Annotated in this window: 10 protein-coding genes, 1 pseudogene and 1 riboswitch; of the genes and pseudogenes, 8 read left to right on the plus strand and 3 right to left on the minus strand. The window is 43.0% G+C overall.

Features of this window, described 5'->3' with window-relative positions:
• Positions 1-89: 89 nt before the first annotated feature.
• Both BN1354_RS06910 and BN1354_RS06915 read left to right on the plus strand, forming a co-directional pair.
• Complete coding sequence (locus tag BN1354_RS06910) at positions 90-512, plus strand: hypothetical protein (RefSeq protein ID WP_053826668.1); 423 nt, start codon at positions 90-92, stop codon at positions 510-512.
• A 132-nt stretch (positions 513-644) separates the two neighbouring features.
• Complete coding sequence (locus BN1354_RS06915; protein WP_154904833.1) at positions 645-1,322, plus strand: flavin reductase; 678 nt, start codon at positions 645-647, stop codon at positions 1,320-1,322.
• A gap of 24 nt (positions 1,323-1,346) precedes the next feature.
• Here BN1354_RS06915 and BN1354_RS06920 read toward each other — a convergent pair whose 3' ends face one another.
• From BN1354_RS06920 to BN1354_RS06930, 3 genes are read right to left on the minus strand one after another with little or no spacing between them, the layout of a single operon-like run.
• Positions 1,347-2,813: a TolC family protein gene (locus BN1354_RS06920; RefSeq protein ID WP_053826669.1), complete on the minus strand. Its 1,467-nt coding sequence runs from the start codon at positions 2,811-2,813 to the stop codon at positions 1,347-1,349.
• Complete coding sequence (locus BN1354_RS06925; protein ID WP_053826670.1) at positions 2,810-5,938, minus strand: efflux RND transporter permease subunit; 3,129 nt, start codon at positions 5,936-5,938, stop codon at positions 2,810-2,812. Before BN1354_RS06925 ends, BN1354_RS06920 begins: the two co-directional genes overlap by 4 nt.
• Positions 5,935-7,002 carry an efflux RND transporter periplasmic adaptor subunit gene (locus BN1354_RS06930; protein WP_231623087.1) on the minus strand — a complete coding sequence of 356 codons (1,068 nt, stop codon included), beginning with the start codon at positions 7,000-7,002 and terminating at the stop codon, positions 5,935-5,937. Before BN1354_RS06930 ends, BN1354_RS06925 begins: the two co-directional genes overlap by 4 nt.
• Positions 7,003-7,152: 150 nt before the next feature.
• Here BN1354_RS06930 and BN1354_RS06935 point away from each other — a divergent pair, with 150 nt between their 5' ends.
• The 6 genes and pseudogenes from BN1354_RS06935 to BN1354_RS06960 all read left to right on the plus strand — a co-directional run bounded on the left by BN1354_RS06935 (position 7,153) and on the right by BN1354_RS06960 (position 11,215).
• Positions 7,153-8,058, plus strand: a complete 906-nt coding sequence (locus BN1354_RS06935) for a helix-turn-helix domain-containing protein (RefSeq protein ID WP_053826671.1) — start codon at positions 7,153-7,155, stop codon at positions 8,056-8,058.
• A gap of 7 nt (positions 8,059-8,065) precedes the next feature.
• Positions 8,066-8,389 carry an arsenate reductase ArsC gene (locus BN1354_RS06940; protein WP_082331554.1) on the plus strand — a complete coding sequence of 108 codons (324 nt, stop codon included), beginning with the start codon at positions 8,066-8,068 and terminating at the stop codon, positions 8,387-8,389.
• Between the two features lie 502 nt (positions 8,390-8,891).
• Positions 8,892-9,191: a hypothetical protein gene (locus tag BN1354_RS06945; protein WP_197272035.1), complete on the plus strand. Its 300-nt coding sequence runs from the start codon at positions 8,892-8,894 to the stop codon at positions 9,189-9,191.
• 350 nt (positions 9,192-9,541) lie between these two features.
• Positions 9,542-10,480 (plus strand): annotated as a pseudogene (gene nrdD / locus BN1354_RS06950) (anaerobic ribonucleoside-triphosphate reductase); the annotation flags it as partial.
• Between the two features lie 82 nt (positions 10,481-10,562).
• Entirely contained in the window at positions 10,563-11,036 is a 474-nt protein-coding gene (gene nrdG, locus BN1354_RS06955) for an anaerobic ribonucleoside-triphosphate reductase activating protein (RefSeq protein ID WP_053826672.1), read from the plus strand.
• The gene (locus BN1354_RS06960; protein ID WP_045090796.1) at positions 11,033-11,215 is read left to right on the plus strand and encodes a cob(I)yrinic acid a,c-diamide adenosyltransferase; all 183 of its coding nucleotides are present in this window, start codon (positions 11,033-11,035) and stop codon (positions 11,213-11,215) included. Before nrdG ends, BN1354_RS06960 begins: the two co-directional genes overlap by 4 nt.
• A 161-nt stretch (positions 11,216-11,376) precedes the next feature.
• A riboswitch (cobalamin riboswitch) is annotated at positions 11,377-11,581 on the plus strand.
• Positions 11,582-11,597: the final 16 nt, after the last annotated feature.

The raw sequence follows: 11,597 nt of genomic DNA on the forward strand, positions 1-11,597 counted from the left end.
TAAATTTGAAAATCAGTTTTTATTCTATTTATTACAAGCAACCTTTATCATATTTACACAAAAACAATCTTCAATTTCACTGGAAAATTATGGCTAAAATACCTCAGTCAGAATACCTATCGACTAATAATCTAAGCTGTGTATTCAATAATACATCTGCAACCTATAAGTTTTATTGGTTTAAATCCCTTCTGCAAATGCGAAATGAGGAAGGAGCCGTTCGTATGTCAGTATGGGATTTAGTAATAAGGATGGTTGCAAACGCATGGTACACTATTCACTATTTTCGCCTCTCTTTCGGAACAATGGATTCTTTACATGATATAGTAACCGAATTGCAATGGTTAACAGGTTTGCTAATGGATTCCAGTAGAGAAGATGTTATCAAATGTCTTACCGGAAATTTGGAAAACAAGAAGGTTAAGAGACTATTACATACACTTACATTAAATGTTCCATACAGATTCCTAAGTCCATGGATAAATTATAGATCAGACGAAGACGTTAGCTAAGAACATGGGTTATGAGGAATGGCAAGGATGAAGCTAACTGAATTAAAAACTAAATATTCCCCAAAAGGTCCATATCTTAACTCCTTTCTTAATGTTGATATCAAAAACAATTATAAATACCTATTTTAATTTATGAAGAATATCGTTTTAACACTACTCTGTATTTCACTACTCGCTCTTACCGGATGTAAAGAAAATAGTGGTAAGGCACAAACTGGAGAGGCTGGAGATGTAACAACTGTTGATAAACTGACTTCTGAGCAGATCAAGGCTGCTTCTTTTGAGGATCTGTTCAAGACTATTGATGCCAATGAGGTTGAGGAGGATATTTTTACTCTTATAAACCAGGATTACTCTGTGCTGACTGCAGGAACTCCCGATCATTACAACTCGATGGTGGCCAGCTGGGGTGGTTGGGGTATACTGTTCAACAAACAGGTGGTGTTTTCTATGCTCCGTTCTAATCGTTATACGCTTGAACTTATTCGTAAGGAGAACAGATATACGATGTCTTTCTTCGACCGGGAGTATCAGGATGAGATCGTTAAGTTTGGTATGTCGTCTGGCAGGGATAGCAATAAGAAGATGACTAATACTACCCTAACTGCTGTGGAAACTCCTTCGGGCAATATGAGCTATAAGGAGGCCAAGATTATAATTGAACTGGATCTGTTTGAAGTGACTACGGTTTCTCCAGATGATTTCCTTACTGAGGATGCCAGACAGTTCATCATTGATGCTCACACTGAAACTAACGAGTATCACAAGCTTGTTTTTGGTGAGATAAAGAATGTGTGGGTTCGTAAATGATTACACACACACACATTTAAAAACTTATTTTAATTTCCCCGCTGCTTTGTAGTATCTTGTTTCTGCAAGCTGTGCGTTGCATCCTGCCTCGACTGACTCTGACTTGGCTTGTTGCCACATGGCTTGTGCTTCCAGCAGGTTGGAGAGGGTTTCCATTCCGGCATCATATCTGTCACGACTCTCGCGAAGGTTTTCTTCTGCCTGGCTCAGGGAGCGGTTGGTGAGTTGGATTGCGGCTAACGACTCCTGATAGTTCTGCAGTGCCTGTTGTACTTCCAGTTCCATCATTCCGGTCAGTTCTTCCTGCTGCAGTTGAGCCATTCGTTTCTCGGCCATAGCGCTGCGAACTCTGTTTTTGCCTTCACCCCAGTGGAATATTGGTACCTGTACGGAGACTACTGCCGAAAAGGCGGTATTGTCTAATAGTTTGTTGTCGTTCAGCTTCAATCCATTGGCATAGGAAAAGTTGCCTCCTATGCCTACCTGTGGGAGGAACTCGCTACGTGCAAGTTTCACCTGCTCCACCTTAAGCTCTACCTGATGCATGAGCAGTTCCACTTCCGGTCGTAATGCCAAATCCGGCAATGGTAATGCCTCTTCTTGTGGTGCAGTTGTATGAGGAGCTACTGTGATTTCGCTGTTAAGCGGTAAGCCTATCACGTGGCATAGGTTCATCCTTGCCAGTCTTACCCCATTATCTGCCTTCAGTAATTGTAGTTCAACCTCATTACGTTTCACCTCTACCCTTAGCAGATCGTTGCGTGGCACCATCCCTGCTTCATATGCGTTGGTAACATCTGTTCCCAGCTGATCAAGCATCTCTTTATAGGCTTCGGCAACTTTCTTCAGTTCTAAAACCCTGACATAGGTCCAATATGCCTCATCCGCCTGAAGGATTACTTCAGCTTCTGTCTTCTGTCGGTTTAACCTTGCCATCTCTTCACCCAATAGTGCCATACGGTAGGCAGAGGTGATCTTTCCCCCGGTATAGATTGGTTGTTCCAGTCGCACCCCTGCCAGATAAGTACCATTAGGCTTGAGATTAAGTTCCATACCCGGAAAGAAGGCATACTCCTTGAATATTGGTACACCATCAACTGTGGTAAGTATATTGGGAACGAGCTGACCCGTTGCATCCGGCACATAGGTTGGCAGATGGAATGAGGGGATTTCTCTCTCCATTGAAGCAGTTGTGAGCAGATAGTTACCTGTAACAGAGATTTTTGGCAGGAAGTTGGCACGATAGCTCTTCACCCCATAACCAGCCTTCTCTACCTGTTGTTCAGCCACCGCTATCTGCTTGTTGTTGGTTAGGGCCATTGAACGGCACTCCTCAAGAGTGAGAGGTTCTTGCACTGACAGACTAAGTGGCTGTTGGGCAGACAGACTTAACGGTTGTTGTTCTGAGAGTCTGAGTGGTTGTTGTGCCGATAGACTGACCGTAACCAGCATACCGGCAATTATCATATATATTGTATTGTAATGTTTCATTTTTTCTGAATCTTTATTTTGAAGAAAATGGAGTATAATAATGGAATGACCACAAGGGTGATCAGGGTACCGATAAGTAGTCCCCCCATAATGGTTACCGCAAGCGGACCGAACAGGTCGTCACTCAACAGCGGAATCATTCCAAGGATGGTTGTTCCCGAAGCCATCATAACCGGGCGGAAACGACCAAATGAGCTGATCAGTAGAGCTTCCACAGGATCAATATCCTCTCTCTTCAGTTGCAGCTCGATCTCATCCATCAGTACAATACCATTCTTGATGATCATTCCCACCAGTCCAAGTACACCTACTATGGCTACGAAACCGAAGGCCTTGCCGGAAGCGAGCATACCGAAGATAACACCGATCAACAGCAGTGGAATACAACAAACGATGATCAGAGGTTTGCGATAATCGCGGAAAAGAATGATCAGTATGGCTATCATAAGGATGATGGCCAGAGGAAAGTATTTGAAGAGGTAGGAGCTGGACTGCTGACTGGCTTTCCATTCTCCTTCCCATTGCATTGTGTACCCTTCGGGCAGCTCGATTGCTTCGATCTGTTTGGCTATGGTTTGCCTTGCATCCTCTGTTCCTATTCCTCTGACGGGACTACCCTGCGCACGCATGGCTCGCTGTCCGTTGTAGCGGATTATAAGCGGATCTTCCCATGTAAGACGGATACCATTGGTTACCTGACTAAGCGGTATAGTACGGAGTGCCTCATGGATAACATCCTCTTCTGAGTATACGCCTGTGAGCAATCCTTGCAGCATCTCCCTGTTGACAAATGAGAGGGAAGGTATCATGCTGAATATCTGCGCATTCTCGAGCGACTCGATAGGGTTGCCATCTTTATCTACAGACTTCAGATAGATGGTCTGCCTCTGATTGCCATCATAGAAATAGCTGGCAGGAATACCGCCTGTGGTACTAAGCAGGGAGAGACCAACGTCCTGACGACTGATTCCAACATTTCGGGCAATTGGCTGATCGTAGTCGACCATCAGCACCGGTGTTTTTGCTTCCCAGTTGGAGCATGTCAGAGTGATGGCGGTACTCTCCTCCATAATGGCGAGAGCCTGTGCTGTCAGATCTCGCAGTACAGCGGGGTCCGAACCATTGAACTGCACTTCTATGGGGTGTTTCTTATACATAAGATTATACCTTTTAAGTCGCACATAAGCATCCGGATAGTGGTCGGTTAGATACTCCTGTATCTCATCTATCGTGCCCACCAGCTGCTTTGAAGTGGTGTAGTCGACGATCAGCTCTCCGTATGAAAGAGACGGGTCGGCCATACTTCGCACCAGGTTGTAACGTGCAGGTGTTCCTCCTACGGAAGCGGTGACATGCGTAATCTCTTCACGAGAAAGGAGATAATCGGTGATCGACTGCAGATCGTTCTTCACCCTCTCGCTTGTATATCCTTCGGGTAACTTATACTCTATATAAAGTTGATTGTAATCCATATCGGGGAAGAAGCCCTGTGGCAGGAAGCGGTAACATCCCACCGCTGCAATCATTAGCAGGGTGATTGCACCAATGGTAAGGCTTCGGTTATGCAGGGTCCATGTAAGTACTGAACGCAACGCACGGTAGAAGCCATTATCATAAGGGTCCTTACCCACCCTATCCTCTTTGATTTTAACAATCCTGTCGGCCTGTATCGGAACATATACCAGTGACAGCAACCAGCTCAGCAGAAGCGATACTGCAAGAACTATAAAGAGATCGCGCACATAATATCCTGCTGTATCGGGCGACAGGAAGATTGGGAAGAAAGCAAGAATGGCGATTAGCGTGGCTCCCAATAGCGGCATCGCTGTTTTCTTTCCGATAAGGGTAAGCGCTTTTTTCTTCGGCAATCCCCTTTGCATATCGATGAGTATACCATCGAGGATCACTATAGCATTATCCACCAGCATCCCCATGGCGAGGATAAAGGAGCCAAGTGAAACACGCTGCAGTGTACCTCCTGCCATATTGAGAATAAGCAGAGAACCGATCACGATCACTACCAGGTTGAGACCGATAATCACACCACTTCGGAATCCCATGAAGAAGATAAGCAGCAGAACAACAATAATTACCGATTCAACCAGGTTGATCATAAAGGTGTTGAGTGCATCACTTACCCTGTCGGGCTGAAAAAACACCTTATGAAGCTCTATACCTATCGGCAGGCGACTTGCAGTGAGCTCATCAATCCTCTTCTCCACTCTTTTACCCACCTGAGTTATATCAGCATCGTAATTTGCAGAGATAGCTATCCCCAATGCCTTTTGATTATCATACATCAACTCATTGCGAACAGGATCCTCATAACCTGTCCACACCTTTGCAACATCCTTCAGTCTGAACTGATCACCCTGATGCCCCTTGAGCAGCAGATCACCAATATCATCAGCATTGCGGTATCGGTCGTTCACAGTTACACGAAGCGACATATCATCTGCATTGTAGTTGCCGGAGTAGACAGTCTTGTTTTGCCCGCTCAAAGTGGAAAGTACCTCCGCAGGCGAAATACCCAGGTTGGCCATTCGATCCTCATACATCTCGATATAGATGCACTCCTTGCCCTGACCATAAATATCAACACGTGAGACACCATCCAGTGCCAGTAGTTCGCGCTTTATCAATTCAGCATAATCGCCCATTTCACGGTCGCTATACCCATCGGAAGTCATCGCATAAAACATACCCATCACATCGCCGAAATCATCCTTAACCACAGGTACCGATGCCCCTTCCGGCAGTTTAGCCTGCACATCGCTCACCTTACGGCGCAGCTGAGTCCATACATGATCAACCTCATCATTAGGTACCAGAGTTGAAATTCCTACAGTAATCATTGAGAGGTCGTTCATAGACCGGCTCTCGATAAAATCCACATCCTTCATTGTGCGGATAGATTTCTCCAGCAGGTCGGTCACCTCCAGCTCCACCTGATGAGCCGATGCACCGGGATAGGTGGTTACAACCAGCGCCTGTTTCACTACCAGCTCAGGGTCCTCCAGCTTTCCCATACTACGGATGGCAAGGAAGCCACCAACCAGAAGACAAAGTACAAGGAAGCTTACCAGCTTGCGGTTTTCTAATCCCCATTTACCAAAATCAATCATAATATTCCTCCCACATTTGTTTCACTTTTCGCTGGTATCAATGACACTTTCTCCCCCTCTTTTACAGAGTGAATACCGGCAGTAAGCACCAGTTCCCCCGCTTTCAGTCCCGACGACACCACAACCCTTCCATCGGTCAGTATCTGAGATGGAGTGACCTGACGAGTAGTGACAGTACCGGTTTCAGGATCATAAACCCATACCGAAGCACGACCATCAGTCTGTATCAGAGCTGATAACGGAATAGATAGCGTCTCGGCCTCATCATTACGATAGAGGATAGTCACCATAACCGACATGCCCGGTCCAGGTAGCTCACCCTCACCACCGGCAAGTCGGAATCGCATGGAATAAAGCTGACTGGCGTTAGCTTTGGGAGTTATCCCTATCAGCTCCAGCGGGAAGATCTTTCCAGGATATATATCTGCAGTACAGTAATAACTTTCGAACTGATTGCGGCGTATATAATCGCCCGAAGGGATATGCACCTCAACCTCAGCAGAACCTGCGGAAACCATAGAGATGACCGGTATACCCGCTCCTACTGTTTCGCCCGGTTCAAAAAGACGTTTCTGGATATATCCATCTACAGGAGCTAGTAGCTTTGTATCGGCAAGCGCATTACGATGCGCATTAAGTTTAGCACTTATCTGCTGGAAACCATAGCGAGCCTTATCGTAATCGTTTGGGGTAACTGACCCTTTCTCGTGCAGTCCCATGATTCGGTCCACCTCGCTCTTTATACTATTATATTCAGCCTCGGTAGCCGCCAGCTGCAGTTCATAGTCACGCGGATCAATCTGTGCCAGCAGATCACCCTTACGCACATATGCACCAACCCTGGCGTTCATTTTACTAATTGGTCCACTTACACGAAAAGCCAGGTTGAGATCAGATGCCGGCATCACTTTACCGGGAAACAAGTTGCTGCCGGCCTGTCCATAAACCCTAACAGTATCTACTTTCACGCTCCTCACTGTGGAGTGCTTCTCCGGGGTGCTTTTACAGCTTATCAATAGCATCAGACACCCTAAAAACATCATATACTTTTTCATTTGCATCATTCAAATTTATTTTAGTGCGCAAAGGTAGGTCTATTTATACCGTTAGGTTTACCAATATTTCCCTCTTATTGTCCAATATGTCGGTTTTTTCGTCTTTTATACTTATTTATTCGATGTAATATTGTTACATTTGCAACCAATAAGGCGAAAATGATAAATGATCAATACATACTTGAAGAGAGGATAGCACGCAGGCTATTGCCCGATAATGGCTATCTGATGCTGGACAGTTCAACCACCGACTTTCACGTCCACTTGAAGCGCACACCCTTTATTCTGGATGCGGGAGTAGTGGTATTTGTATGCCTTGGTGGAGAGGCAGAAATTGTGGTGGATATGAAACGTATACATATTCACCGGGGAAGCTTTGTTTTGGTACTGCCCTACTCGGTAATACAACTGGTGGATGTGTCTGATGATCTGAAAGTGACGCTCATTGCAACTGGAATGGGATTTCTGGAGAAGCTGGCTATGTCGCATCCTGTGGAGAACTATGTAGAGAAGATACGGGAGATGCCTAACCTGCAGTTGAGTGAGGATCAGCTGGAGAATGCAAAAGAGATATACAGTCTTGTTGAGAAACGTTATCGCGAAGCCTCCGGTCCTTTAGCTCAGGAAGTACGAAATACTTTAATGACCTACCTCTCACTGGAGATAGTCACACTTTATGCCATGAACCAACCTGCAGGCAAGCCCAGAATATCGCGTCAGGAGCAGATATTTCGCAACTTCACCATCTCGCTGGCAAAACATGTAAGGGAGCATCGCACAGTGGAGTTCTACGCAAATGAGGCCTGTCTTACTCCCAAGCACTTCTCGATGGTGATTAAAAAGCGGTCAGGCAAACTACCCATGGAGTGGATCACCGAGAGGACCGTAGCCCTGATTAAGTTCCTGCTCACCAATACCGACCAGTCGATTCAGGAAATATCCAACGGGCTGAACTTTCCAAACCAATCATTCTTTACTCGCTATTTCAAGAGGCACACAGGGCTTACCCCTACTGCATACAGACAGGAGAGTATCAGAGGGGATGGGAATGTTTTGATGCCGTAAAGCCGATATTTACAGCGCAGGAGTGGAAACGCAAGGCGTTAACCCAAGAGCAATTGAAACAATGAAGGATAATGGAATCGACATTTCAGGTCATACTTCTAATAATGTAGATGAATATCGTGATATCAACTTCGATTTCGTCATCACAGTCTGCGATAATGCACGCGAACGCTGCCCATACTTCCCTACCAATGCCATAAAGTTTCACCACAATTTTCCTGATCCTGCAAAAGTAGTGGGAACGGAAGATGAAATAAAGGCAGAGTTCAGAAGAGTGCGGGATATGATCAAAATTTACTGTGAAGAATTTGTGAAGGAAAGATTGAGGTAGAATAAGAGTGATGAAAAAAGTGACGTAATCAAATTGATACGATTAGGTAGTCATTCTGAATTATTTAAAAATTAGTCATTCAAGCAAAAGATTATGATATCTTCTTCCTCACTATTCACACTTGTTTGAAAATAAATATTTAACTTTGAGACTTAGAAGTGCGAGACAACACATAAACAAACACACGCTTAACCAGCAACTCTACGAAAACATACAACTTCCTTTAAGCGATATTAATGGACGAATACAGCCAGTTAAAACCTCTAATTAGAAAACAAAAGTACTAAACAAAAAATTACTAATACAATGGAAACAGACATTGAAAAGTTATTACAAGCAATCGCCAACAATGGACTGGGTATAGGAGCTATTGAATACGATGAAAGAAAAGTGTCAGAATACTAACAAGAAACATAAAACTAAAATGAAAGGGATAATAAACATTCTTCTGACAATATGTATTTCGATTTTTCTGAACTCGTGTGCAACTACAATGACCCCTATGCAAGTGAACAGGACACTTCCGATGCTTACAAAATCAACATATTTGTCGTTAGAACAAACACAAAATCCAAATTGTAAGTGTCTTGCATCTGGAAGAAGCTATACTGCACCAGTCGGACTAACCACTAAGAGTGATTTACGAAATGGCGCAAAAGGAATTGATGAATGGGTTTCTATTGACGGAGGTAATGCATATAAACTCATAAATTTCAGGTGGATTACAATTTCGACTGACCAATACGGTTTACCAAGTTTAACACAACTTGTAATTGATTTTGATACATACATTTGCCAATAAAAAAATAATGGCATTAAGTCACGTTTCCACATTTTATACATTATCAACAATAACTGACTATATATTAACTATTTCAGGTAAACACAAATATTCCTTTTTCTGTTTTAAATAAAATACTTTAGTATCAATTTAAAGCATTACTTAATGTACAATACTCCCATAATTATAGAAAAGGTTTATCCCTTACCTTTATCGAAGGCCTGCGAAAACTATGTGTCAAAAAGACCTGCCTAATGTAAAATTTACTTGGAGCTTTCGGGTGAAAGGCGGTACAGGACGGGGTTTCTTCACAACTGAATTACTCCCATCTTCGCGTATCCTTTCCTGTTATCTCCTGTTTGATATTAATGTTAAATATATCTGATGGCATCAGCGTTGAAGAGGTTCAGAATCAGGTAGAGGTAGCTTTAATGGCAGAAAAGTATTTCGCTGTGGCTAAATCCTACATGCTATACAGGCAAAAACACACAGAAGATCGTGAAGTATCGGAAAAACTCAAATTCCTGATGGATTACTGTAACGCATCCAATGCAGCCACAGGAAGTAAATTTGATGCGAATGCCAATGTCGAAAACAAGAACATGGCAACGCTTATTGGCGAATTGCCGAAATCTAATTTTATCCGTCTTAACAGAAGAATGCTGACCGACCGTATCAAAGAGATGTACGGGAAAGAGGTTGCGGATAAATACATCGAACTCCTTAACAATCATTTTATATACAAGAATGATGAAACCAGTCTGGCTAACTATTGTGCCAGTATAACGATGTACCCTTGGTTAATCGGCGGTACGAACTCCATTGGCGGGAACACAAAAGCCCCAACCAATCTAAAATCATTTAGTGGCGGATTCGTAAACATGGTGTTTATGGTATCGAGCATGTTAAGTGGTGCATGTGCCACGCCTGAGTTTTTGATGTATATGAACTATTTTATCGGTTTGGAATATGGGCGGGATTACCACAAAAATGCAGATCAAGTAGTCGATTTGTCGAAAAAGCAACGCACACTTGATAAAATGATTACCGACTATTTCGAGCAAATAGTCTATTCTATCAATCAACCTACCGGAGCAAGAAACTTTCAAGCAGTTTTCTGGAATATCTCTTATTACGACAAATTCTATTTTGAGAGTTTATTTGAAAACTTCGTTTTCCCAGACGGAAGCAAACCCGATTGGGATTCGCTTAGTTGGCTGCAAAAACGCTTTATGCGATGGTTTAATCAGGAGCGGACACGCTCCATTCTGACTTTTCCTGTCGAGACAATGGCATTACTGAATTTGGACTATCTGACCCGTATTATAGGCTATATGAAGCGTGTAAGTAATTTCTCTCAACCAAGACAACAAGAAGCAGCAAAACGTCATTATGCTACGGTTTCACAACTATGATATTGTCTTTCAGGAAATCCCCTCTGAGGTAACGTTGGCAATCAATATATCAGGTTGTCCTAATCGTTGCAAAGGATGTCATAGTCCACATTTATGGAATGACATCGGAAAAGTTCTTGATGAAAGCTCCATTGCTGTATTAATGGAAAAATATGGTAATGCCATTACCTGTATTTGTTTTATGGGCGGAGATTCCGAGCCAGACGAAGTGGATCGACTGGCTGTTCATTTACGAAGATCAATTAAACAGCCTATAAAAACTGCATGGTATTCGGGGAAGCAAAATATTCCTAAATCCTGTAACTTGCACAACTTCGACTATATTAAATTAGGGGCTTATATAGAAGAATTGGGCGGATTAGATTCTCCGAAAACGAATCAACGATTATATAAAATTACAAATGAACAAATGGAAGATATTACCAATCATTTTCAAAAACAGAAGCAATGAAAGGATATATTCAAATTTACACCGAAAACGGGAAAGGTAAAATAACCGCTTCGATAGGACTAACATTAAGAGCCCTTAGCGCGGGTAAAAAAGTGTTTTTTGCTCAATTTGCAAAAAGGAAAATATATTCTGAAATCAAAGTATTGGATTTGTTTGACACATTTGTAACAGTAAAATAGTATGGATTATATTGTTTCGTCTGTGATAAGCCCCCAAGCCGATATAGATGCCGCTCGATATGCAGCAAAGACGGAATCTTTCCTGAATACCTTACATCAATAAATGGGATTTTCACATCAAAAGAAATATTGGATTTTATTTTTTTTTCAGAATAGTTTTTGTAATTTTGTTTTGCATTGGTTTGAATATACCTTTCGGTATATTCGACGAAGAGGGAATCAGGTGCAAATCCTGAACAGACCCGCTACTGTAAGTCCTATGCAACGTTTTGACAATTCTAAAAGCCACTGTATCCCTGCTGGGATGTGGGAAGGCAGTTCAAAACGGGGACAAGTCAGGAGACCTGCCAGCGCATATAATTTTTAAAGCTTTCGAGGAATA

Source organism: Lascolabacillus massiliensis, assembly GCF_001282625.1.
In the GTDB taxonomy this organism is placed as follows: domain Bacteria; phylum Bacteroidota; class Bacteroidia; order Bacteroidales; family Dysgonomonadaceae; genus Proteiniphilum; species Proteiniphilum massiliensis.

Coding starts and splice junctions, on each gene's coding strand:
- BN1354_RS06915 (WP_154904833.1), top strand. CDS start 645: ATGAAGAATATCGTTTTAACACTACTCTGTATTTCACTACTCGCTCTT.
- nrdG (WP_053826672.1), top strand. CDS start 10,563: ATGCTACGGTTTCACAACTATGATATTGTCTTTCAGGAAATCCCCTCT.
- BN1354_RS06925 (WP_053826670.1), bottom strand. CDS start 5,938: ATGATTGATTTTGGTAAATGGGGATTAGAAAACCGCAAGCTGGTAAGC.
- BN1354_RS06920 (WP_053826669.1), bottom strand. CDS start 2,813: ATGAAACATTACAATACAATATATATGATAATTGCCGGTATGCTGGTT.
- BN1354_RS06935 (WP_053826671.1), top strand. CDS start 7,153: ATGATAAATGATCAATACATACTTGAAGAGAGGATAGCACGCAGGCTA.
- BN1354_RS06910 (WP_053826668.1), top strand. CDS start 90: ATGGCTAAAATACCTCAGTCAGAATACCTATCGACTAATAATCTAAGC.
- BN1354_RS06930 (WP_231623087.1), bottom strand. CDS start 7,002: ATGATGCAAATGAAAAAGTATATGATGTTTTTAGGGTGTCTGATGCTA.
- BN1354_RS06945 (WP_197272035.1), top strand. CDS start 8,892: ATGCAAGTGAACAGGACACTTCCGATGCTTACAAAATCAACATATTTG.
- BN1354_RS06960 (WP_045090796.1), top strand. CDS start 11,033: ATGAAAGGATATATTCAAATTTACACCGAAAACGGGAAAGGTAAAATA.